Source organism: Amycolatopsis sp. NPDC051128 (assembly GCF_040682715.1).
In the GTDB taxonomy this organism is placed as follows: Bacteria; Actinomycetota; Actinomycetes; order Mycobacteriales; family Pseudonocardiaceae; genus Amycolatopsis.
This window is the reverse complement of record NZ_JBFBBN010000018.1, coordinates 54,744-77,192: the sequence shown is the minus strand read 5'-3', so window position 1 is coordinate 77,192 and position 22,449 is coordinate 54,744. Positions and strand designations below refer to the sequence as shown.

Genomic DNA, 22,449 nt, shown 5'->3' with positions numbered 1-22,449 from the left:
CAGGTCACCCTCGAGTGGCCGTCGCAGGGCCGCGGAAATCACGACACGATAGGACCGTCGAGACCGCGAGCTTCTTTGGGCGACTCGGGAGGCGAGGCCGTGAAGAAGATTGTCCTGGCCCTGGTGCTCAGTTTGGCTGGAGCCGCGTTGAGCGCCCCCGCGGCCGCCGAGCCACGGTTGGACAGCGTGCGAGTGTGGAACGAGTTCGCCTTGGCCGCGGCACGCGCCACCCGCGCCACTGACGCCGACGCCGCCCGCACCTACGCGATGCTCAACGTCGCCGTGTACGACGCGGTCAACGGACTCGCCGGCCCGGCACGCGCCCACGCGCTGATACCCGGCCCCGGCCCGCGCGGCGCCGATCCCCGTGCCGCGGCTGTCGCCGCGGCGCACGCCGTCCTTGTCCGGCTGGACCCCGACCGGACCGCCGGTTACGACACGCAACTGCAGGCCGACCTGGCCGGCCTGCGTCCCGGCCGTCAGCGTGACGCCGGGGTGCGCTGGGGACGTGAGGTCGCCCGACGTGTGGTGGCCTCCCGCGCCGGCGACGGCTCGACTCCGGTGCGAAGCCAGCCCGCCGGCGCAGGCCCCGGTGTGTTCCGGGCCGAGTGGCCCGGCGCGCAGTACCGCGACGTTCGCCCGTTCGCCGTCACCAACCCCGCTGGGTACCTACCGGGTCCGCCACCTGCTTTGGACAGCCTGGACTATGCCGCCGCTTTCGCCGAAGTCGCGTTGCTCGGCGACGCCGGGATACCCGCCCCCGACAAGCTCGCCACCTTCCAGTTCTGGTCCGTGCCGGCCGGCACCGCCCAGCCCGCCGGCGAGTGGGTGAAGATCGCGTTGACGGTGGCTCATGACCTGCCGTTGCCCGCCTCGGCGCGCCTCATGGCCTTGCTGACGATGACGCTGGCCGACACCACGGTCCCCACCGTCGGCACCAAGTTCACCTACCGTCATTGGCGTCCCACCACGGCGATCCGCGAGGCGGAAACCGACGGGAACCCGTCGACGCGGCCGAACCCGGACTGGGCCCCGCGGGCCGGCGGCGCAGGCGGAACACCGGAGTACCCGTCCGGACACAGCTCCTACAGCGGCGCGGCGGCTGCCGTGCTGGCCGGGTTCTTCTGCGCGGACGACATTCGCTTCACGCACACCACGGATACCGCACCGGGCGGCCAGGCGCGCACCTACCCGAGCTTCTCCGCGGCCGCCGCCGAGGCAGGCCGGTCGCGGGTGTTCGGCGGACAGCATTTCGAATTCAGCGACCAGGCGGGTCTGGCCATCGGCCGCGGCGTCGCGACCGAAGTGCTCGCCACCCGGCTGCTGAAGCGAACCGGACCCACCCACCACGGAGCTTGTCCATTGTAGACAAATCGCCTCGCTGTCCGGCAATACGGGTCAGGCCCGCCACCGTGTGTCATCCTGGTGGCCGAAGCCGATCCTTCCACAGTAGACGGCGGTGAAGTGTGGATGACATGCCCCGCAAGACCGGGTCCACAGCTCCCATGCACGTCGTCGGCGCCGGCGGGTTGGGCAGGGAGACCCTGGACGCGCTCTTCGCGCTGGGCCTGGATGCCAGTGAGCTCGTGCTGGTCGACGACCATCCGCCCGCCGCCGAGCTCTACGGGGTGCCGGTGCGCAGGCCGGAAGAGGTGATCGGCGTCGGTCACTTCGTGGTCGCGATCGGCGATCCCACGGTGCGGCGGGCGGTGGCCGGACGGGTGCTGCGCCGTGGCCTCCTGCCGACCTCCGTCGTCCATCCGCGCGCGACCCTGGCGCACGACGTCACGGTGCCCGACGGTTGCCTGGTCCTCGCCAACGCGTTCGTGTCCACCAACGTCCGGCTCGCCCCGCACACTCAGGTGCACTACAACGCGACCGTCGGGCATGACAGCGTGCTGGAGGCGTTCGTCACCGTCCTGCCCGGAGCGAACGTGGCCGGCAACGTCGTGCTGCGTACCGGGGTCACCCTCGGCAGCAACTCATGCGTGTTACCAGGGCTCGAGGTCGGCGCCCGGACGCTCGTCGGCGCGGGCGCGGTGGTGACCACGCATCACCCCGCCGACCGGGTACTGGTCGGTGTGCCGGCGCGCCCCCATGTCCGTTCGTGAGCACCGGGATTCGGACCTGAATGTGGTGACACTTCGCATCGTTGTCACGCTGTCGACATCAGAAAGAGTGAACTCCAGAACCGTCTTCGGCTGACCAAACATCACCGACCCGCAGAAAGCCGATAAGACTACTTTGAGTAGTCCAGCCAACGGGGCGTCCACGTTCCGGTGAACCGATCCATTGACGGGTCCGAATGCGAGTACGGTCGCCTCTGTGCGGCCCAGTCCCAGCCGTCTGACAGGACAAGGTGGACTGGCTGGAGGGCAAAAATGGGCCTGCACGATGGTTTAGAGATCGCACGTAAAAGATGGCGAGTCGTTTTGCTCGGCTTGCTGTGCGGTCTTTTCGTCGCCATCGTCGTCACCTGGCTCACCCCGCGGGAGTACTCGGCTCAGGTCACCATCTACGTCTCCGCCCAATCGGGTGACAATGGCGCAGCCGACGCATACCAGGGCAGTCTGCTCTCCGAGCAGAAGGTGAAGTCGTACACCCGGCTGCTGGCGGGGACTCTCGTCGCGCAGCGAGTCGTCGACCGGTTGCGGCTGGACATCCCGGCCGCGGAGGTCGCGAGCAAGGTCCAGGCTTCCGCGCAGCCGGAGACGGTTCTGCTCACCGTGACCGTGACGGATGGTTCCCCGGTGCAGGCCAGGAACATCGCCGACGCGGCAGGCGAGGTCTTCACCGGCCTCGTCACGGAACTGGAACAGCCGGCCGAAAATCTCCCCGCGACGGTGACCGCGCGGGTCGTCGAACAGGCCACGGTGCCGACCGATCCGGTCACGCCGAGGACCGTGACGAACCTCAGCCTCGGCCTGCTGCTCGGCTTGGTGGCCGGCGCGGCCTTCGCGCTGCTGTGGGACGCGCTGGACACCACGATCAAGTCCACCGACCAGCTGGCCCAGCTGACCGGGGCGCCGAATCTCGGCACGATCACTCGTGATCCGGACATGCCGGGTCATCCGCTGACCGCGCACGAAAGTCCGCACGCGCCGCGCGCCGAGGCGTTCCGGAAGATCCGGACCAGTCTCCAGTTCATCGATGTCGACCGTCCGAACAAGACGATCGTCGTCACCAGCGCCCTTGCCGAGGAAGGCAAGACGACGGTCCTGTGCAACCTGGCGATCGTGCTCAGCCAGGCCGACCGGCGGGTCGTGCTCGTCGAGACCGATCTGCGCCGGCCGCGGGCGGTGGACTACCTGGGGCTCGAGGGTGGGGTGGGGGTGACCAGCGTGCTGGCCGGGCAGGTCTCGCTCGACCAGGCGCTCCAGCCGTGGGGCGGGTCGTTGTTCGCCGTGCTGGCCAGCGGACCGACCCCGCCCAACCCGAGCGAGCTGCTCGGCTCCCGGCAGATGCTGAATCTGATGGCCGAGCTACGCGAACGGTACGACACGGTGCTGCTCGACACCCCACCACTGCTGCCGGTCACCGACGCGGCGGTTCTCGGCGCCGCGGCCGACGGCGTCCTTCTCGTGGTGCGATACGGGAAGACCACCACACACCAGGTCAAGACCGCCATGGCCGCGCTGGAGACAGCGTCCGTACGACTGCTCGGCACCGCCTTCACGATGGTGCCGGAAGGCGCGGTGAACCGTTACGAGCCGTACTACTCCCGCTATTACGGGGAGAAGGGAACCGACGAAGACCACAGTGCCCCGGCCGGCCGGGTCCCGGCGGTGTTCGGCCGCTTCCCGCCTCCGGAGCGCGCGCGCAGGAGCAACGGCAACGGCACGACGAGCTGACCCGGCCGCGGCAACCGGCGGACATGTCTGATCGTGGAATGGAGGTTGTCTTGTCAGAACCGGACACGGGCGCATCCCCGGAGGTGCCACGCCGACGCGGCCGGACCAGGCTCGCCTTCAAGATCTTCATCGGCATGCTCGTCGCGGCCATCGGCCTCACGACCTTCTCGGCCTACGTGCTCACGGAACGCCAGGCCGACCAGGTACGGCGCTACCCCGGAGTATTCGCGGGAATGGCAGAGTCCGAGCGTCCTCCTCCGACGGACGCGCTGAACTTTCTCCTGCTGGGAAGCGATTCCCTGGCCGATGAACCGACCACCGGCGGTGACGCTGTCGCGTCCGGTGTCATCCCCGGGGCCGGACGCAGCGACACGATCATGCTGGTGCACATCGACCCCGGCTTCACCCGTGCCACGGTCGTGTCCATCCCCCGGGACGCCTGGGTGCCGGTACCCGGCCACGGCATGGCGAAAGTCAACGCGGGCTATTCCTGGGGTGGGCCGTCGCTGGCGGTACGCACGATCGAAGGACTCACCGGTGTCAGGGTCGACCACTTCGGGGTCATCGACTTCGCCGGGTTCCAGGCGTTGACCGACTCGGTCGGCGGTATCGACGTCGGCCTCGCCGCACCCAGCACCTTCGGCTCGCTCGTCCTGCATGCCGGCACGAATCACCTGAACGGTACCCAAGCCCTTGGCTACGTCCGGCAGCGAACCGGCCTCCCCAAGGGCGACCTCGACCGTGTCCAACGGCACCAGAACGCCCTGCGGGCGCTGCTCGTGAAGATCACCACCCGCGGGGTGCTGACCAGCCCTTCGGCGGCACTGGGCTTCCTGAACGAACTGACCCGCTGGATCACCGTTGACGACAGCTTGACCAACGACGATCTACGCACGCTCTGCGCGGAGCTGGTGCAGAACCTGCGCACCGGAGGAATCACGTTCCTGACCGTCCCGGTCTCCGGCCTCGGCCGGGAGCGCGACCAGTCGGTGGTCTACCTCGATTCCACCCGCGGCGCCCGGCTCTGGCACGACCTCACCAACGGTGACATCGCGGCATACCTGCGAGAGTATCCCGGCGCCGCACTGGGCGAGTCGACGCGATGACCAGGGCGACCTTCACGATCCTCTTCGTCTGCACCGGAAACATCTGCCGGTCGCCGATCGCCGAGGTGCTGACCCGCCACCTGCTCCACAAGGGACTCGGCGCGGGCGTCACCCGGTTCTCCGTGGCCAGCGCGGGAACCGCGGCGATCGACGGCGCTCGGATGGATCCGCACAGCCGCGCCGCGCTGACGGTCCGCGGCCTCGATCACGACGCCGCCGCGTTCCGCGCGCGCAGGCTCGACCACGCCATGATCGCCGACGCCGATCTCGTGCTGACCGCGGAGCGGTTCCACCGCCGATGCGTCGTGCTGCTGGAACCTTCCGCACTGGCCACGACCTTCGCCTTTCGAGAGATCGTCAGGCTGCTCGACGGAGCCAACCCCGACGCTCTTCCCGCCGACCCGGTGGAGCGTGCCCGGGCCACCGTGGACCTGGCCAGGCAACGGCGCGGATGGGACGGCTACGTGTCCGCGGACGCCGATGCCGTGCCGGATCCGTTCGCTCTCGCGCCTGGTACGCACGACTCGTCGGCGGACATGATCCACGCCACTTCCTTCCGGCTCGTGGAACTGCTGTCCCGGCCGGGCGTTCCCCGAACCTCGAACTATTCCGCCGGCCAGCTTTGACGCAACCCCTTGCAGGCAACTCCCGAGTGCGCGTTCACAGAGAGAACATTCACCATGGCAGCGATTTCGGCCATCCCCGAGAACCGGCCACGAAGCGGTCGCCGTCGGCTTCGGCGTACCACGCTCGCGCTCTTCGACGCCGGCGCTTGGGCTTGCGCCCTGACCGCCGCGAACTGGCTCCGCTTCGAGTTCGACTACGCCCAGGTGGATCTCGTCGGTCTCCTGTGGATGGTCGGCGTGGCGGTCGCGGTGCTCTGGAGCACGGGCGCCGCGACACACCTGTACTCCGGCCGGTACCCGACCGGGAGCCTCGACGAGGTGCTGCACGTCGCCAGGGCGACCGTGCTGGTCGCCCTCACCGTCCTCGTCGCCGCGTCCCTCGCGACCACCCCACCGGTGCCGCGCTCGGTTCCCCTGATCGCGTGGCCACTGGCGCTGGCCATCTTGCTGGCCGCGCGTCTGGCCGTGCGAAGCCACCGGGACCGGGTGGCACGGCCGAACCGGCTCCTCGCCCAGCGCGCCATCGTCTACGGGGCGGGCCGCCGCGGTGAGCAACTCGTCCGCGCCATGCTGTCCGGGTCGGCGGGCAACACGCTCCCCGTGGCCGTGCTCGACGACGACCCGGCACTCCGGCACAGCCGGATCGGCGGGGTGCCGGTCCGCGGCACCGGACAACACCTCGCCGCCGTCGCCAAGGCCACCGGCGCCAACTTGCTGATCATCGCCGGCCCGGGTCAGGCCAACGCGCGCTCCGCTTTGGCGTGCGGGCGCGACCTCGGGCTGGACGTGAAGATCATGCCCGCGCTGCACGAGTTGCTCCGAGCCCGGGTCCGCGTCCGTGACCTGCGCGATCTCGACGTCGCCGACCTGCTCGGCCGGCGCGCCGTCGACACCGACCTGGGCCCGGCCGCCGACTACCTGGCCGGCAAGACGGTGCTGGTGACCGGAGCGGGTGGGTCGATCGGATCGGAGCTGTGCCGGCAGCTCCACCGGCTGGGTTCCTGCCGGGTGCTCATGCTGGACCGGGACGAGTCGGCGTTGCACGCCGTGCAGCTGTCGATCCACGCGGAGGCGCGGCTGGACGCGCCCGAAGTGATCCTCGGCGACATCCGGGACACCGAGATGATGCGCGCGGTGCTGCTGGCACGGCGCCCGGACGTGGTGTTCCACGCCGCCGCGCTGAAACACCTCCCCGTGCTGGAGCGGTACCCGGACGAGGCGTGGAAGACCAACGTGCTCGGCACGCTGGACATCGTCGAGGCGGCCCAGCTGGCCGGGGTGCGCCGGTTCGTCAACATCTCGACTGACAAGGCGGCGAACCCGACGAGCGTGCTCGGCCGGTCCAAGCGCATCGGCGAGCGGCTGGTCGCCGCCGCCTCGCCGGGCGGTGACGGAGCCTATCTGTCGGTCCGGTTCGGCAATGTCCTCGGCAGCCGCGGCTCGGTGCTGAGCACCTTCACCGAACAACTCGCGGCCGGCCAGCCGGTGACCGTCACCCACCCCGACGTGACGCGGTTCTTCATGACCATCTCGGAGGCGGTGCAGCTGGTGATCCAGGCGGCCACCATCGGGTCCGCCGGCGAGGTGCTCGTCCTCGACATGGGGCAGCCCGCCCGGATCGCCGACCTCGCCGAAATGCTGATGACCATCTCCGGCCGGCGCTCGCGGATCGTCTACACCGGACTGGGCCAGGGCGAGAAGCTGCACGAGGAGCTGTTCGGCGACGATGAGGAGGACTACCGCCCCATTCACCCCGCCATCTCGCACGTGCCGGTGCCGCCGCTCGCCCCGGAGGCGGTGCGCCTGTGCGGCGCGGAGCTGGGCTCCGGCGCCGCGATGGCGGTCCTGGTCGACGATTGTCCCCCGCCGTCGCCCCGCCGGCCCATGGCCGCGAACGACAACCGGATCCGGATCGGTGTGGCACAGGCTGTGGAAGAGGGCGGCATCGCATGAAGATCGTCGTCACCGGAGGCGCCGGATTCATCGGCGCCAACCTCTGCCGGTCGCTCGTCCGGCACCATGACGTGGTCGTGCTCGACGACCTGAGCACCGGCACGGCGGCCAACCTGGCCGACGTCGGCGTCGAGCTCCGCGTGGGTTCGGTGCTCGACGCCGACGCGGTCCACGCCGCCTGCCGTGGCGCGTCGGCGATCGTGCACCTCGCGGCCGTGCCGTCCGTCCCGCGGTCGCTCGTGAACCCGCGCCGCAGTCACGACACGAACGTCACCGGGACGCTGACCGTGCTCGAGGCCGCGCGGCAGACGGGTGCGCACGTGGTGGTGGCCTCGTCGAGTTCGGTGTACGGGTCCAACGAGACCATGCCCAAGTCGGAGGACATGGTCTGCCGGCCGACGAGCCCGTACGGCGTCACCAAACTGGCCGCCGAGTCCTACGCGGCGGCCTACCGGACCTCCTTCGGGCTGGACACCGTCACGTTCCGGTTCTTCAACGTCTTCGGGCCCCTCCAAGCGCCCGACCACGCCTACGCCGCGGTGATTCCCGCTTTCCTCTTCGCCGCGCTGCACGATGTGCCCCTCACCATCCACGGGGATGGCGACCAGTCCCGCGACTTCACCTTCGTCGACTCGGTCGTTCGGGTGCTGACCGAGGCGGTCACCCGCCGGCTGACCACGACCGTGCCGGCGAACCTCGCGTTCGGCACCCGTACCACGCTCAACGAGGTGGTGCTGATGCTCTCCGAGCTGATCGGACGACCGTTGCCGGTCCGGCACCAGCCGGCCCGGGCCGGCGACATCAGGCACTCCCAGGCTTGCCCCACCACCCTGCGCGCCCTGTTCCCGGACGTGTCCCCGGTGCCACTGCGAACGGGCCTGCTCCGGACGTTGACCTGGATGCGGCACCGGTCCGCCGCTCTCGCCATCGGCACGGAGGTGCCCGCATGACCGCCCCGGATGTTTCGCCGACGCGCCTGGTGGTCGTCGGCCAGGGCTACGTCGGCCTGCCGGTCGCGATCCGGGCGGTGGAGGCCGGGTTCTCCGTGGTCGGGCTGGACACCGACACCCTCCGGATCTGGTCGCTGAAGGACGGTCAGTCCTATGTGGGCGACGTGTCCAAGGCGCGGCTGTGTCGCGCGATGGCCGGCGGGCGATACCGGCCGACCGAAAGTTACGAGGACGCCGAGGGGTTCGACGCGGCGATCATCACGGTGCCGACACCGCTGACCGAATCCGTCCCCGATCTCAGTTTCGTGGTGGCCGCGGTCAAGGGGCTTGCGCCGCATCTTCGTCCGGGTGCGACCGTCGTGCTGGAGTCGACGACGTATCCCGGCACCACCGAGGAGCTGGTCGTCCCGCTGCTCGAAGCGGGCAGCGGCCTGGTCGCCGGCCAGGACTTCTCGGTCGGGTACAGCCCCGAACGCATCGATCCGGGCAACCCGCGGTGGAACTTCGTCAACACCCCGAAGGTCGTGTCCGGCGTGGACGCCCGGTCGCTGGCGGCGGTGCGGCACCTCTACGACCGGCTGGTCGACACGACCGTGCCGGTCGGCACCACCAGGGAGGCCGAACTCACGAAACTGCTGGAGAACACCTTCCGGCACGTCAACATCGCCCTGATCAACGAGATCGCGGTGTTCGCGCACGAGCTCGGGGTGGACGTCTGGAAGGCGATCGAAGCCGCGTCGACCAAGCCGTTCGGCTTCTCCCGGTTCCTGCCCGGTCCCGGCGTGGGTGGGCATTGCCTGCCGATCGACCCGAGCTTCCTGTCCTGGCGGGTCCGCCACGACCTTCGCCGCGAGTTCCGGTTCGTCGCGCTGGCCAACGACATCAACGACCACATGCCCGACTACGTCGTGGAGCGGTTGACCAGCGCCTTGAACCGGCAGAGCAAGTCCGTGCAGCACAGCGTCGTCCTGCTGCTCGGGCTCGCCTACAAGGCGGGCACCGGGGACACCCGCGAGTCGCCGGTGCTGCGCGTGATCGACCTGCTCAGCGCCCGGGGCGCGGTGATCCGGGTGGTGGACTCCCACGTGGAGGAGCACCGGTGTCCCCTGTCGGCGAAGCTGGTCGAGCTGACGGCGGACGAGCTGCGCGCGGCGGACGTGGTCCTGCTGCTCACCGATCACGCGGAGGTCGACTACGCGCTGGTCGAACGGGAGGCCCGGCTGGTGCTGGACACCCGGCACCGCCTGTCCGGACCGCGGGTGGAGCACCTGTGACCACCCGGCTGCGCGTCCTGGTGGTGCTGAAGACCAGCGAGGGTGCGCTGTGGGTGCTGCCGCACATCGAGGAGCTGCGCAGGCGCGGGCACACCGTGGCGGTCGTGCTGCCGAAGCGACCGGGACGGCTCCGTATCGCACTGACCGCGCACGATGTGCCGATCGTCGACAGCCCGTTCGACTTCCGGTTCCGGCCGACGGTCGGCACCTTCGCCGGGCTTGTCCGGCTGCGCCGGCTGATCGGCACGCAGGCGCCGGACGTGCTGCACTACCACCTCCACGCCTCCGCGCTGGCCGTCCGTCTGGCCAGCCTCGGGATGCGCATCCCCCGGGTGTACATGGTGGCCGGGCCGCTGCACCTGGAGTGGGCGCCCACCCGGATGGCCGAGCGGCTGCTGGCCCGGCTGGACACGGTGACGATCGGCGGCAGCGAGTTCACCGCCCGGCGCTACCGCGAGCTGGGCCGGCCGGCGGCGCGGACCCCCGTCATCCCCTACGGCGTGGACACCGGGCATTTCCGGCCGCCCACCGGGCGGCAGCGCGAGCTGGCCCGTGCCGCGCTCGATCTCGAGCCCGGCGCCTTCCTCGTCGTCATGGTGGCGTTCGTCTACGCGCCGAAACGCACGTTGCGCGCGGGCCGGGGGATCAAGGGCCACGACGTCCTGCTGGCGGCCTGGACGAGATTCCACAGCGAGCACCCCGACGCGAGGCTGTTGCTGGTCGGTGGCGGCTTCGACGACGCGGGCGAACGCCATCGCCGGGAGCTGATCCGGCGGTTCCGGCTCGACGACCCGCGTACCGCCGACGGCGTCACCTGGGTCGGGTCCGCCGCCGACGTGCGTCCGTTCTACGCCGCGGCCGATCTGTCGGTGTCCCCGTCCCTTTCGGAGAACCACGGCGCGGCGGTCGAGGCGGGAGCGATGGGTGTGCCCAGCATCGTCAGTGACGCGGGCGCCCTGCCCGAGACCGTGTCGCCGGACTCGGGCTGGGTGGTCCCCCGTGGCGACAGCGGCGCACTCGCCGCCGCGCTGGAGTACGCCCACGCCGACCGGGGCAACGGCAGGCTCGCCGCTCGCGGACGTGCAGCCCGCCAATTGGTGCTGCGACGGTTCTCGGAGCTGCGGGCGGCGAGGGCCGTCGGCGACGCGGTCGAACAGGCGGCCGACCGGTCGGCCCAGCCGGTCAGGGTGCTCAGCCTCTTCAGCGATGCCAGGTTCGTCCTCCGCGAGGGCCGGTGGACGGCGGCGGATCCGGCCAATGGCCCGGCCGCTCGCGAGATGTACCTCCGCGCGGGCAGCCGGGTACAGGTGGTGGCCAGGGCCGAAGCATCGCATGAACAGAACGGGACCACTCTCGACGCGGGGAGCCGCCTGGTCCCGATGCCCTACTACGTCGGCGCCGGTGGTCTGCTGCGCGTGCTGCCCGACCTGAGCGGTTCGGTGGCCCGCGCGGTGCGCGGCGCCGATGTCGTCCTGCTCCGCGTGCCGGGCACCATCAGTTCGCTGGCCGCACTGGCCTGCCGCACGCTGCGCAGGCACTACGCGGTCGAGGTGGTCGGCGACGCCGAGGAGGTGCTGCGCTCCGGCGCGCTCGGACGCGTCGGCCGGCTGCTCGCCCGCCCCGCGGGACGGGCGCAGCGCTGGGTGGTGCGCGGGGCCGACGCGTCGCGTTTCGTCACCAAGCACGCGCTGCAGCGCCGCTACCCACCGAGGCCGGGCACCCCGACCACGACGGTCTCCGACGTCCGGCTCGGTCCTGGCGAGCTGCTGCCGCGGAGCCGGACGTGGCCGGGGCCACCGTTCCGCATCGTCGCGGTCGGCAGCCACGAGACCCGCTACAAGGGACACGACGTACTGCTGCGCGCGGTTCGTCACCTGCTCGACGCGGGACTGCCGGTGACCGTCACGGTGGCCGGGGACGGCAGGCGACACGACGAGCTGGTGGCGCTGTGCCGGTCGGCGGGCCTCACCGACTCCGTCTCGTTCCGCGGCTCGATCAGCCGGGCCGAGGTGCTGGACCTGCTCGACTCGGCGGCGCTGTTCGTGATGCCCTCGCGCACCGAAGGCCTGCCGAGGGCACTCGTCGAGGCGATGGCGAGGGCGTTGCCCGCGGTCGGCTCCGCCGTCGGCGGGATCCCCGAGCTGCTCGACGCGTCGTGCGTGGTGCCGCCGGACGACCCGGAGGCGCTGGCGGCCGCGATGCGGCGCCTCCTGTGCGAACCCTCGCCGTGGGAGTGGCACTCCCGGCGCAACCTCGACGTGGCCGGCGGCTACGAGGAGTCGGTGCGGGATGGGCGCCTGGCCGCCTGGTTGGGCCAGGTCCCCCCGGCCAGGGGGCCGAGATGGCGGTGACCGTCGTGCACGTCCTCGGGGTCCTCGACCGCGGTGGCGCGGAGACCGTCGCCTTGGACCTGTGCCGCGCCATTCCGGCCACGGACGTCCGGCAGCGGTTCCTCACCCTCGGGGACCGCGAAGGTCTGCTCGCACCCCGGTTCCGCGCCGCCGGAGCCACGGTGGACCGGTGCCCGATCCACCCCGCGGTGACGTTCGTCCCGCGGCTGTGGTGGTGGCTGCGCACCAGCCGGCCGGACGTCGTGACCTCCCACGTCAGCCTGGTCAGTGGCGTGGTCCTGGCGGTGGCGGCCGCGGCGGGCGTCAGGGTGCGGATCGCGCGGCTGCACAGTGAGGGGGACGGCCGGCCGGACACCGTCGCGCGGCGGGTGCGGCGAGCATTGCTGCGTGCGGTCCTGCGCCGCGCCGCGACGGCGGTGCTCGGCGTCACCTCGGCCGCGCTGGGGTTCGCCGGGCCGCCGCCGGGTGACCGCCGCTACCGGGTCGTGCCCAACGGGGTCGACACTCGTCGCTTCCCGCTCGCGCACCGGAGCGGCGACGCGCCGGTGTTCGTCCACATAGGACGGGCGGCCCCGGAGAAGAACCGCGGTTTCCTCCTCGGTGTGCACGCCGAGGCTCGGCGCTCACGACCCGGGACCCGCCTGGTCCTGGCGGGCCCCGGGGGTGTCGCCGACCTCGGGCCGGCCGCCGGATCGGATCCGTCGGTGAGCCTGCTCGGCGAGACCGAACGGGTTGCCGAGGTGCTCGCCGGGGCCAGCGTGCTGGTGCTGCCCTCGCACCGGGAGGGACTGCCCGGCGCTGTGCTCGAGGCGCTCGCCGTCGGCGTCCCGGTGCTGGCCACCGACCTGCCCGGGCTCCGCGAACTGGCCGGGCAGGTTCGCGGGCTCACCGTGCTCCCGCTCGCCGCGGGGGCGCGTGCGTGGGCCACCACCGCACTGGACCTGGCTTCGGCACCTCCCGCCGAACGGGGCGAGATCAGCGCCGCCATCGGCCGGTCCCCGTTCTCCCTCGACCGGTCCGCGGACACCTGGAGGCGACTGTGGACGGTCCGATGACGAGGATGCGCGGGCGATCGCGCGAGATGTCGATCCTTGGGCTCGTTCCCGCGAAGGTGGGACTGCCGTGAGAATGCGGGGGCTGGCCGTGCTTTCCGGTACCAGCGCGTTGCAGGCGGCGGCCAACGCGGCCGCGGGCCTGCTCGCCACGCAGGCGCTCGGCCCGCGAGAGCGTGGGCTGATGGTGCTCGGCCTGGCCATCGGCAGCGTGTTCGGGCTGGTCGGCGGGCTGGGCTCCGGGACGGCGTTCCGCGCCCGCCTTCCGGCTGTCACGTCTTCGGCCGGGCGCCGGTGCCTCGTGTCCACCTACTCGTGGTGCTCGCTCGGCGGTGCCGGGCTCGCCGTGACCGCGGCGGTGGCGACCACCGCGGCGTCGGCCTGGTGGATCGATCCGGCGCTGCGGACGCCCGGTTTCCTCGTGGCGACGGCGGGCTTCACGGTCGGCCAGGCCCTGCTGACCCAGGTGCCGGACGGTTGGTTCGCCGACGGCCGGTTCCGCCGGGGCGGTCTGGCCGCGGCGGCGCTGTGCTTGGGTGGCCTCGCCGGCGTGCTCGTGTCGTTGACCGTGTCGCGGTCCGCCACGGTCGTCCTGGCGGCGCAAGGCCTGGGCATGGTCCTGGTCGGCGTGGCCGAGGTCCTCGCGCTGCGCCGCGCCGGCCTGGCGGGGCTCGCCCGGCCGGTACCGCACGCGATCCGGTCGCTGCTGCGGCTGGGCACCCCGGTGGTGGGCCTGACGCTCGGCGCGGCGTTGGCGCTGCGGGCGGACCGGTACTGCCTCGGGGTCGCGGGCGGCGCCGCCGCGGTCGGGGTCTACTCGCTGGCCGTGACGCTCGCGGAGGTGTCCCGGCTCGTGCCCGCGGCCGTCGGTCAGTTCTTTCTCCGGGACACCGCGACCGGACTCGGTGCCCGCCGGCTCGGCCCGGCGATCAGGGTGTCCGTGGGCGCCGCGGCCGCCGGAGGGATCGTGGTCGTCGCCGTCGGGTGGCCGCTGATCGTGCCCGTGTTCGGTCCCGAGTTCGCGGCCGCGGGTGGCCTGCTGGCGCTGCTGGCACTCGCCGAGGTCTGCTTCGCGCCCTTCTCGGTGGCGAGCCGGGGCCTGGTCGGCGGTGGTTGGACCGGTGCGGCGGGGGCCGTCGGGATCGTCGGCAGCGTCGTCGCGATCGCCGTCTACGCGCTGATGGCCGTGCTGGCGGGACCGGCTGGGGTAGCGATCGGTTCGGCGCTCGTCTACACCGGCTTGTCGGCGGCAGCCTGCGTGCTGCTGCGGACCCGTGTCCGACCGGCCGTGCGAGAGAGGATCTGACATGCGAAGGCTGTTGCGAGGCGTGCGACGAGCCGGAGCGCTCGGGGCGTCCTCCGTGCGAGTCGGCTATGCCCGGTTCGCCTTTCCCGGCGTCACGATCACCGGTTCGGTGCTCGGCCCCGGCTGCGAGGTCTACGCCGGCCAGGGCGCGCGGATCGTCCTGCGCGGCGTGGTCGTCGGCCGAGGCTGCGTGATCATCGCCGGCCCGGGCGCGCACCTGAGCATCGAGGCCGGGTCCATCGGCCCGCATTCGGTGATCGTGGCCCGCGAGCGCATCGAGATCGGCGAGGGTGCGCTGCTGGCGGAGATGACCGTGGTCCGCGACGCGGACCACGACACCACCGCCGGGCTGCAGACCGGCCTGCACGTCACGTCGCCCGTCCACATCGGATCCGGCGTCTGGCTGGGCGCGCACGCGACGGTGCTGCGCGGGGTCACGATCGGCTCCGGGGCGACCGTCGGGGCCGGGGCGGTGGTGACCCGCGACGTCGCCCCCGGCAGCACCGTGACGGGGGTCCCGGCCACGGACGTTCACCGTGCCAGGACATCGGGAGGCGGATCATGACCACGCTGGCCGTCGACGGCGGCTCGCCGGTCCGGACCGCCTGCTTTCCCCCGTGGCCGGTGTTCGGCCAGGAGGAGCTCACCGCGGCCGAGGGGGTGCTGACCTCCGGGCAGGTGAACTACTGGACGGGCGGGCACGGGCACGCGTTCGAACGCGAGTTCGCGGCCGCCGTCGGCACGCGCCACGCCGTCGTGGTGTCGAACGGGACCGCGGCGCTGGAAATCGCCTTGCACAGTCTCGGCATCGGTCCCGGCGGCGAGGTGATCGTGCCGGCCACCACGTTCATCGCGACGGCCGCCGCGGTCGTCCGGTGCGGCGCGAAACCGGTGATCGCCGACGTCGATCGCCGCACCCTGTGCCTCACCAGGCAGACCGTCGAGCCCTTGATCTCCCCCCGTACTCGCGCGATCATCGTCGTCCACCTCGGCGGGCATCCCGCGGAGCTCGCGCCGCTGCTGCGGCTGGCCGGGCAGCACGACATCAGGGTGGTGGAGGACTGCGCGCAGGCGCACGGCGCGAGGTATTTCGATCAGCCCGTCGGGAGCTTCGGCGACATCGCCGCGTGGTCGTTCTGCCAGGACAAGATCCTCACCACCGCGGGCGAAGGTGGCGCGATCACCACATCGAACCCCTCCTTGTGGCGCCGTTGCTGGGAGTTCAAGGACCACGGCAAGAACATGCGGGCCTCGCGGCACCGGGTCGAGCCGGGCTTCAGGTGGCTCCACGACAGTTTCGGCACCAACGCCAGGATGACGGAACTTCAGGCCGCGGTCGGCCGGGTCCAGCTCGGCAGGCTGTCCGGCTGGGTCAAGCAGCGACAGGCCAACGCGGGTGTGCTGTACGACGCCCTTGCCGAACTCCCGGCGATCAGGGTCGAAGGCCCACCGGCGCACGTCGAGCACGCCTACTACCGGTTCTATGCCCATGTGCGGCCCGAGTCACTGCGTGCCGGCTGGAACCGTGACCGGGTGGTCGAGGCGATCGGCGCGGAAGGCGTCCCGTGCGCACACGGCGGGTGCGCCGAGATCTACCGCGAGCGCGCCTTCGCCGCCATCCCCGGCGTGCCCACCCGGCTGCCCGCCGCCGCCGAGCATGGCCGGACCTCACTGACCTTGCCGGTCCATCCGAATCTCGACGCTCAGGACGTCATCGATGTGTCCGATGCCGTGGTGAAAGTGCTGCGAGCGGCAACCCGATGAGCGCGCGGCGTGCACGATGGGACAGTGTCGCGAGGCGGGCGTGCGACCTCCTCGTCGCGGGATCCGCCGTGGTGCTGCTCTCGCCCGTGCTGCTGACGCTGGCCGTGCTGGTCCGGCTTCGGCTGGGCTCCCCGGTGCTGTTCCGGCAACACCGGTCCGGGCGCGACGGCCGGGAGTTCACGATCCTCAAGTTCCGCACCATGCACCAGCCGCGCTACCCCGGCCAGGCCGACCGCGAGCGCGAGGCGAGGCTGGGCGCGGCGCTGCGTCGAACGAGTCTCGACGAGCTACCGCAGCTGCTGAACATCCTGCGCGGCGACATGTCCTTGATCGGCCCGCGCCCGACGCTGCCCGAGCAGGTCCGTGCGTACGACCGGCGCCAGCGGGGCCGGCTCGCGGTGCGCCCCGGCCTCACCGGGTGGGCCCAGGTCCACGGACGCAACCTGTTGAGCTGGCCGGAACGGATCGAGCTCGACCTCTGGTACATCGAGCACCGGACCTGGCTGCTCGACGTCCGGATCGCGGCCATGACCGTGGTCGCACTCGTAGGCCGGCGCGGTGTCGTCGGCCTCGACGGGAACAACCCGGGCTTCCCGGTGCCGCGCCCTGAACGGAGAGAAGATGAAGCTCAGCCGGCGGATCCTCGGGAAACTGCAGTCCCGGCTCGACCCGCGATGGCTCGCCCCTATCTGCTCGGTGGTGGTGACCGTGAAACGTCGCGAGCGTTGCACAGTCCGGTATTCCGCCGGGGAGTGGGTCCATCGGTACCGCACGGGCACCGTCGTCCAGCCACACGTCGGCGGCGCCTCCGCTAGCCTCCAGGACCGGGACACCAGGGACGCGTTCCTCCACGCCTACCGGCCCGAACCGGGCGACACCATCATCGATCTCGGCGCCGGCGTGGGCAGCGAGGCGCGGTTGCTGTCCTCTTTGGTCGGCCGGTCCGGAAGGGTCATCAGCGTCGAGGCGCATCCACGCATGTTCGACTGCTTGCGCCGGACGATCGAGCTGAACCAGCTGGACAACGTGACCGCGGTACACCGCGCGATCACGGGAGTGCGAGGCATGGCGTTCATCGAGGACGAACCGGCCTACGGCGGCAACGGCATCACCACCAGCACGGACAACAGCCTCTCCGTCGTCGGCGAACCGCTCGGTGATCTCGTCGACCGGCTCGGCATCGACCGGATCGACCTGCTGAAGATGAACATCGAAGGCGCGGAACTCGCCGTTCTCGAGAGTGCGCGTGAGTTGCTTCCCCGGGTGGACAACCTCGTGGTCTCCTGCCACGACTTCAAGGCCGATCGCGGCGGAGCCGATTGGCAACGCACGTACGGCGGTGTCCGTGCGCTGCTCGTCGACGCCGGTTACACGGTGCTGAACCGTCCCGATGACCGGCGTCCGTGGATTCCCTTCTACGTGTACGCCTCGCGCTGAGGCAGGTTCCGTCCCGCCATGCGGATCCGCCCACCGACGCGACCGCCGGCCCGACGTTCACTACGGCCCCGCTGTGGCACACGATGGTGTGACTCCCCGCGTGTCGGTACCAGACCGTCGCACAGCCTCTGGTTTTCTCCAGCGTGCCGCTCCCACCTTCGGCCTGCCGCAGCCGATTCCCTCGTTACTCCACCCAGCTGCAATGGGGTATGGACCGTTCTTGTACGTGAGGTTCGTCAATTCATGAGTGCCACGCCGACCGCCCCTCTCACGTCGAATACGATCCGCCCGCAACCTGCGCGCTCATGGAAACGCCTACTGGTGCTGGTCGCGGGCGCGACAGTGCTGTCGGTCGCGGTGGTGGCCAGGATCGGACGGTTCGGCTTCAACCCCAGCGACCAGGGTTTCGTGCTGGCCGCGAGCTGGCGGATCCTGCACGGGGAAATCCCGCACGTGGACGTCGTCTCGCCGCGCCCACTCGGGTCGGCGTACCTGCACGTTCTCGATTTCGTGGTACCGGCGCCATTGATGGTGGCGTCGAGTTTCGTGATGATGGCGCAGTTGTCGGTGGCGACGATCGCGCTGGCGGCGCTGCTCACGGGAGCGTCGCCATTGCGGTGGGGCCCGCTGCGGATGGCGCTGGTCGCCGCCGCGGTGCTGGTCAACCTGAACACGTACCCGGTGATGGCATGGCACACCGTCGACGGGGTGTTCCTGGCCGCGGTCGGCTGGTGGGCACTGGATCACGGACTGCGCGACCACCCGCGGTGGGCACGCTGGCTTGGCCTGTTCTGCTTGGGTTTCGCCGTCATCGTCAAACAGAGTTTCGCCGTCACCGTACCCCTGGGCATCCTCATCCTGACGCTGCACCCCGCCGCGCGCGCCGCGGGGTTCCGGTGGGGCCGGTTCGTCGTGGATCTGCTGTGGCTCGGCGCGGCGCCGCTGCTCTACTTCGGAATGGTCACCATCGGCGGTGGGCTGCCCGAGGCGCTCACCCAGCTGACCGGCGGCACGCACACCTGGGGCGAGAACATCTACCAGCTCTGGACAAGCACGTTCGCGGACGGGAGCGTGGATCCCCGGGGTTACATCATCGCCGCCGCCCTCGGCGGCATGCTGCTCGCCGGGGCGTGGGTGTTCAGGCAGCGGCTCGGCCGGGCGAGCGGCCGGCTGCGCGTCCTCGCCGCGCTGGCCACGGCCGGAGTCACCATCGGCGTGGTGGTCGCGGGCCGGTTCGAGCATGCGAGTTACTGGTCGTTCGCGGTGCTGTGGATCTTCCTGGTCACCGCGGTCCTCGACGCGATCGTGCGTCGCCAGTTCCCGTGGCAGCAGCTGCTGGTCGTGACGCTGGCGTGGATGTCCACCTTGTCGTGGGGATATCCGATCCCGTCGCTGCTGGCAGGAACGATGGTCCTGGGCACACTCGATCTGCTGGTCCGCGCCGTCGCCGATCTCCGGGCACCACGTGTTCCCGTGCCGCAAGTCCTCGGTGCGCTGGCCGGTGTCGTCGCGCTGGTGGCCGCGGGGTTGCAGCTGGAGCGGGCGCACGACCGGGCGCCGTATGCGGATCTTCCGCACTGGGAGCTCACCGCACACCTCGGCGCCGCCGCACCGGCGATGCGAGGGGTGCGCAGCAACCCCAGCGTCGGGCTCTATCTGACGCAAATCCGCGATTGCCTCGCCCGGTACCCGGCGTCGAATGTGGCGGTGCTGCCGGATAGCCCGTTCGTGTATCCGGTGTTCAAGCTGCACAACCCGTTTCCGATGGACTGGCCGCTGCCGATGGAGATGGTCGACGACGGCAAGCAACGCATGATCGACACCGCCCGCCGGCTCGACCGCCAAGGCGACTACCTCGTCCTGTTCCAGGCGGTCACCGCCGAAGGCCTCGCGAAAGGCCAGCCGCTGCCCACCTACGTACCACCGGAAATCAGCACCGCCGGACACTCCGACGTCGAACCCCGCATCCGCGCCGCACTCACCGGACAGAAGATCAGCTGCGGCAGCCTCGCCGGCGTCTGGTCACCCGCCACTGGCTAATGCCGCTGTTGAGTGCCGGCACCATGCGGCCTGGAGACCAGCTTCGCTATGTGCGCCGAGTCAACGGCGAAGTGCGCACTGCACACGTACTGCGAGACGACCAGTCGCAGCTCGCGGACGGGTGCCTCGTGGAACGCCCGCCTTGTCGATGACCGCGAACCGCGCCGAGTGTGATCCCGCCCGCTCGCGCGTGGACATGAGCCCCGGCGCCCGTCAAGACTCCCCGGTCATGCCTCTCCGACTGGAAACCGTGACACCCGAGAACGTCCAGGACGCTCGCGCACTGAGAGTCGAGCCATGGCAGGAGCAATTCGTCGCGCCGGTCGCAGTTTCCCTGGCCGAGGCTTACACCCGACCCGCCATCGCATGGCCCCGGCTGGTCTACTTCGACGACCAGCTCGTCGGGTTCATCATGGGCGCCTTCGACCCGAACTGCCCGATCGACTACTTCCGCTGCGGCATCTGGCGGCTCAACGTCGCGGCCGGCCACCAGCGGATCGGATGTGGTCGGTTCGCCGTCGAGCAACTCTGCGTCGAGGCTCGTCGCCGCGGCCGACACCGGGTCACTGTCCTGTGGGTGCCGCATCCCGACGGCCCCGAAAAGTTCTACCTGGGGCTGGGCTTTACTCCGACCGGACAGACTTTCCACGGTCAGACGGTGGCCGAGCGCTTCCTCGAGTGACCCGAGGCCGGCCTCGACTTGTAGATCGACCCGCGCCGCCCGGTGGATTGTCACGCAGACGCACGGGCGCGCTTGGTTCCGGCAGCGGGAATCGCTCGTGCGCGTTTTTCCACGGCGCGGAGGATGTCGTTGCCGAGCTGTTCGATGAACTGGCCGGCGGTGGCGAGCCGGGTTCCGACAGCGGTGTCGGCGCCGAAGAGGTCTGCAAGCTGATGCCCGATGGCAGCCTCGCCCCCAAACGGTCCTTCCGTGCCATGGCCGATGCGTACCGACATCGCACACGTCGCCTGACCAGCGATGTTCGTCATGGGGTGACCTAACCTGAACGCTTTGGGCGCGCGTTGGCAACGACGGGGTGTCAGGGCGAAGCGCAACCCGAGGAGCTTCATGTCGTCAGACGCGGAACTGATCGGTAGGTCGCTGCGCGGAGACACCGATGCCTTCGTGGAAGTGATCAGCCGGCACGAGACCGCGCTCGGGAACTATCTGGCGCGCAGAGTGGGGCGGCAGGCCGCCGAGGACGTGCTCAGCGATGTGTGGGTGGCGGCCTACGAGTCCCGTGCGAACTATGACAGTTCGTATCCCGAAGCCAGGCCTTGGTTGTATGGCGTCGCGCTGAACAGGCTGCGCCGGCACTGGCGGTCCGCGCCGGCCGAGGAGCCGGCGCCGGACCTGACCGGCGTGGCGAGTGACTGGGATCCCTGGCCGGCGGTGGATGCCCGCGTGGACACGCAGGCACTGCTGGGCAGGGCACTGGCTCGGCTCAAACCGGAAGAGCGGGAAGTCCTGGGCCTGGTCGCCTGGGAGGACCTGACCGTCGCCGAGGCCGGGCGGGTGCTCGACATCCCGGCCGGCACGGCCCGCCGCCTGTTGCACCAGGCGCGTAAGGCATTGCGTGAAGCCCCCGAAGTGGTCGCGCTGCTGCGAGTCCCGACAACATGAAAGACGACCCATGGATGAAATGGATCTCATGAAGAAACTGCGTGACGTGCCGTCTCCCGGTCCCGAGGCCTATGACCGTGCCCGTACGGCACTGCGGACGGCGATGGGGGAACCCGCGGCCACGGTCGTGCGGCCGAAGCGCTGGTTCTCCTGGCCCAAGGTCAGCGTCGCCGCCGTGGGCGCGGCGGCCGTCGCGGCGGCTGTGGTGATGGGTATGTCAGGCGGCAGCGTCCCGGCCGGCCCGTCCGACGCGGCCCCGCAGGCGGTCGAGGCGCCGCTGGTGAAGCTGGCCTCCGCGGTCCAGGCGGCCGGCACGCAGCCAGGAGACGCGTCGCTGATCATCAACACGAAGTTCGGGCCGGACGACAAGCCGGACCTCTACTACACCCTCTACACCGACAAGGGCCAGCAGTTCACGGGCGACTCGGCGAAGACCCTGGGGGACGCAGTCGCCCAGGGTCATGCCGAGCCGGCTACGCCGTACGACGGGAAGGTGATGGCGGCGGCCCGTCTCGCCGCGAAGGGCGACGTGGACAAGGCCAGGATCGCGATGATCACCGCGTCCAACAATGTTCTGGGAGTCGGCCTGAGCCCCGCCGAGGCCGAGAAGGCCTGGGCGGCCTACCAAGCGGAGAACGCGGAGAGGTTCCGCAAGCTCGGCAAGCCGGTGCCGGCCCCCAAACCGCGTCCGACGGGCAAGGACCTGGAGAACCTCGTCAACAACCACCTGTGGAGCAACACCGAACATGCGCTGTTCGCCAACGCCGCCGATTCGGAGGTCCGCGCGGGCGTGCTGAAGCTGTACGCGACCATCCCGGACATGGTCGTCGGCAAGACCAACGTCGACGGCCAGGCCGCGCTGACCCTCACTCCGCCCCCCGCCATCCTGGGCGGCGGCGCGGACGTCCTCACCATCAACGCCGACAATGGCCTGCCGATCCGTGAGGAGATCACCTCGGCGGAATCGTCCAAGCGCTACGTGGTGAACTACAAGTCCTCCCGCGTGACCCTCGCCGACGTGGCCGCGGGCAAGATCTGATCCTCATAGTCCACGCCTCGACGATCTTGGGGAACCTCACTCGCACTACTCCGGCAGATGAGCAGCTACCGGACGC

General features: G+C 70.8%; 20 protein-coding genes. 19 read left to right on the top strand and 1 reads right to left on the bottom strand.

What is annotated here, in order from left to right:
- The first annotated feature begins 99 nt into the window (after window positions 1-99).
- From AB0M82_RS20145 to AB0M82_RS20065, 17 genes are all read left to right on the top strand, one after another.
- Window positions 100-1,368, top strand: coding sequence for a vanadium-dependent haloperoxidase (locus AB0M82_RS20145; RefSeq protein ID WP_364723732.1), 1,269 nt, complete (start codon window positions 100-102; stop codon window positions 1,366-1,368).
- 107 nt (window positions 1,369-1,475) lie between these two features.
- Window positions 1,476-2,111, top strand: coding sequence for a NeuD/PglB/VioB family sugar acetyltransferase (locus tag AB0M82_RS20140; RefSeq protein WP_364723729.1), 636 nt, complete (start codon window positions 1,476-1,478; stop codon window positions 2,109-2,111).
- A gap of 270 nt (window positions 2,112-2,381) precedes the next feature.
- A complete protein-coding gene (locus AB0M82_RS20135; protein WP_364723726.1) occupies window positions 2,382-3,851 on the top strand; it encodes a polysaccharide biosynthesis tyrosine autokinase in 1,470 nt (489 codons plus the stop codon).
- Between the two features lie 50 nt (window positions 3,852-3,901).
- Window positions 3,902-4,957 carry an LCP family protein gene (locus AB0M82_RS20130; RefSeq protein WP_364723724.1) on the top strand — a complete coding sequence of 352 codons (1,056 nt, stop codon included), beginning with the start codon at window positions 3,902-3,904 and terminating at the stop codon, window positions 4,955-4,957.
- Entirely contained in the window at window positions 4,954-5,583 is a 630-nt protein-coding gene (locus AB0M82_RS20125) for a hypothetical protein (protein WP_364723721.1), read from the top strand. Before AB0M82_RS20130 ends, AB0M82_RS20125 begins: the two co-directional genes overlap by 4 nt.
- Before the next feature lie 54 nt (window positions 5,584-5,637).
- Complete coding sequence (locus AB0M82_RS20120) at window positions 5,638-7,536, top strand: nucleoside-diphosphate sugar epimerase/dehydratase (protein ID WP_364723719.1); 1,899 nt, start codon at window positions 5,638-5,640, stop codon at window positions 7,534-7,536.
- Window positions 7,533-8,486 (top strand): NAD-dependent epimerase/dehydratase family protein, encoded by a 954-nt coding sequence (locus AB0M82_RS20115; RefSeq protein ID WP_364723716.1) that lies wholly within the window; start codon window positions 7,533-7,535, stop codon window positions 8,484-8,486. The genes AB0M82_RS20120 and AB0M82_RS20115 overlap by 4 nt, the downstream gene beginning before the upstream one ends.
- The gene (locus AB0M82_RS20110) at window positions 8,483-9,760 is read left to right on the top strand and encodes a nucleotide sugar dehydrogenase (RefSeq protein ID WP_364723714.1); all 1,278 of its coding nucleotides are present in this window, start codon (window positions 8,483-8,485) and stop codon (window positions 9,758-9,760) included. Before AB0M82_RS20115 ends, AB0M82_RS20110 begins: the two co-directional genes overlap by 4 nt.
- The gene (locus AB0M82_RS20105) at window positions 9,757-12,111 is read left to right on the top strand and encodes a glycosyltransferase (RefSeq protein ID WP_364723711.1); all 2,355 of its coding nucleotides are present in this window, start codon (window positions 9,757-9,759) and stop codon (window positions 12,109-12,111) included. Before AB0M82_RS20110 ends, AB0M82_RS20105 begins: the two co-directional genes overlap by 4 nt.
- A complete protein-coding gene (locus AB0M82_RS20100; protein ID WP_364723708.1) occupies window positions 12,102-13,166 on the top strand; it encodes a glycosyltransferase family 4 protein in 1,065 nt (354 codons plus the stop codon). The genes AB0M82_RS20105 and AB0M82_RS20100 overlap by 10 nt, the downstream gene beginning before the upstream one ends.
- Window positions 13,167-13,233: 67 nt before the next feature.
- Window positions 13,234-14,469, top strand: a complete 1,236-nt coding sequence (locus AB0M82_RS20095) for a hypothetical protein (protein WP_364723705.1) — start codon at window positions 13,234-13,236, stop codon at window positions 14,467-14,469.
- Between the two features lies 1 nt (window position 14,470).
- On the top strand, window positions 14,471-15,034 hold the full coding sequence (locus AB0M82_RS20090) for an acyltransferase (RefSeq protein ID WP_364723703.1): 564 nt from the start codon (window positions 14,471-14,473) through the stop codon (window positions 15,032-15,034).
- Entirely contained in the window at window positions 15,031-16,233 is a 1,203-nt protein-coding gene (locus AB0M82_RS20085; RefSeq protein ID WP_364723700.1) for a DegT/DnrJ/EryC1/StrS aminotransferase family protein, read from the top strand. The genes AB0M82_RS20090 and AB0M82_RS20085 overlap by 4 nt, the downstream gene beginning before the upstream one ends.
- The gene (locus AB0M82_RS20080; protein ID WP_364723697.1) at window positions 16,230-17,048 is read left to right on the top strand and encodes a sugar transferase; all 819 of its coding nucleotides are present in this window, start codon (window positions 16,230-16,232) and stop codon (window positions 17,046-17,048) included. The genes AB0M82_RS20085 and AB0M82_RS20080 overlap by 4 nt, the downstream gene beginning before the upstream one ends.
- Window positions 16,942-17,670, top strand: a complete 729-nt coding sequence (locus AB0M82_RS20075) for an FkbM family methyltransferase (RefSeq protein ID WP_364723694.1) — start codon at window positions 16,942-16,944, stop codon at window positions 17,668-17,670. The genes AB0M82_RS20080 and AB0M82_RS20075 overlap by 107 nt, the downstream gene beginning before the upstream one ends.
- Before the next feature lie 321 nt (window positions 17,671-17,991).
- Window positions 17,992-19,710 carry a hypothetical protein gene (locus tag AB0M82_RS20070; RefSeq protein WP_364723691.1) on the top strand — a complete coding sequence of 573 codons (1,719 nt, stop codon included), beginning with the start codon at window positions 17,992-17,994 and terminating at the stop codon, window positions 19,708-19,710.
- 229 nt (window positions 19,711-19,939) lie between these two features.
- Window positions 19,940-20,392 carry a GNAT family N-acetyltransferase gene (locus tag AB0M82_RS20065; RefSeq protein ID WP_364723913.1) on the top strand — a complete coding sequence of 151 codons (453 nt, stop codon included), beginning with the start codon at window positions 19,940-19,942 and terminating at the stop codon, window positions 20,390-20,392.
- A 50-nt stretch (window positions 20,393-20,442) separates the two neighbouring features.
- Here AB0M82_RS20065 and AB0M82_RS20060 read toward each other — a convergent pair whose 3' ends face one another.
- Window positions 20,443-20,700, bottom strand: coding sequence for a hypothetical protein (locus AB0M82_RS20060; protein ID WP_364723689.1), 258 nt, complete (start codon window positions 20,698-20,700; stop codon window positions 20,443-20,445).
- A 79-nt stretch (window positions 20,701-20,779) separates the two neighbouring features.
- Between AB0M82_RS20060 and AB0M82_RS20055 the strand changes: the two genes are divergently transcribed.
- On the top strand, window positions 20,780-21,334 hold the full coding sequence (locus AB0M82_RS20055) for a sigma-70 family RNA polymerase sigma factor (protein ID WP_364723686.1): 555 nt from the start codon (window positions 20,780-20,782) through the stop codon (window positions 21,332-21,334).
- 28 nt (window positions 21,335-21,362) lie between these two features.
- Window positions 21,363-22,373 carry a hypothetical protein gene (locus tag AB0M82_RS20050; RefSeq protein ID WP_364723683.1) on the top strand — a complete coding sequence of 337 codons (1,011 nt, stop codon included), beginning with the start codon at window positions 21,363-21,365 and terminating at the stop codon, window positions 22,371-22,373.
- Window positions 22,374-22,449 lie beyond the last annotated feature (76 nt).

Excerpts from the sequence above, each read along its gene's own strand:
- AB0M82_RS20140 (WP_364723729.1), top strand. The coding sequence starts at position 1,476 with ATGCCCCGCAAGACCGGGTCCACAGCTCCCATGCACGTCGTCGGCGCC.
- AB0M82_RS20135 (WP_364723726.1), top strand. The coding sequence starts at position 2,382 with ATGGGCCTGCACGATGGTTTAGAGATCGCACGTAAAAGATGGCGAGTC.
- AB0M82_RS20125 (WP_364723721.1), top strand. The coding sequence starts at position 4,954 with ATGACCAGGGCGACCTTCACGATCCTCTTCGTCTGCACCGGAAACATC.
- AB0M82_RS20120 (WP_364723719.1), top strand. The coding sequence starts at position 5,638 with ATGGCAGCGATTTCGGCCATCCCCGAGAACCGGCCACGAAGCGGTCGC.
- AB0M82_RS20115 (WP_364723716.1), top strand. The coding sequence starts at position 7,533 with ATGAAGATCGTCGTCACCGGAGGCGCCGGATTCATCGGCGCCAACCTC.
- AB0M82_RS20110 (WP_364723714.1), top strand. The coding sequence starts at position 8,483 with ATGACCGCCCCGGATGTTTCGCCGACGCGCCTGGTGGTCGTCGGCCAG.
- AB0M82_RS20100 (WP_364723708.1), top strand. The coding sequence starts at position 12,102 with ATGGCGGTGACCGTCGTGCACGTCCTCGGGGTCCTCGACCGCGGTGGC.
- AB0M82_RS20090 (WP_364723703.1), top strand. The coding sequence starts at position 14,471 with ATGCGAAGGCTGTTGCGAGGCGTGCGACGAGCCGGAGCGCTCGGGGCG.
- AB0M82_RS20085 (WP_364723700.1), top strand. The coding sequence starts at position 15,031 with ATGACCACGCTGGCCGTCGACGGCGGCTCGCCGGTCCGGACCGCCTGC.
- AB0M82_RS20080 (WP_364723697.1), top strand. The coding sequence starts at position 16,230 with ATGAGCGCGCGGCGTGCACGATGGGACAGTGTCGCGAGGCGGGCGTGC.
- AB0M82_RS20065 (WP_364723913.1), top strand. The coding sequence starts at position 19,940 with ATGCCTCTCCGACTGGAAACCGTGACACCCGAGAACGTCCAGGACGCT.
- AB0M82_RS20060 (WP_364723689.1), bottom strand. The coding sequence starts at position 20,700 with ATGACGAACATCGCTGGTCAGGCGACGTGTGCGATGTCGGTACGCATC.
- AB0M82_RS20055 (WP_364723686.1), top strand. The coding sequence starts at position 20,780 with ATGTCGTCAGACGCGGAACTGATCGGTAGGTCGCTGCGCGGAGACACC.
- AB0M82_RS20050 (WP_364723683.1), top strand. The coding sequence starts at position 21,363 with ATGAAGAAACTGCGTGACGTGCCGTCTCCCGGTCCCGAGGCCTATGAC.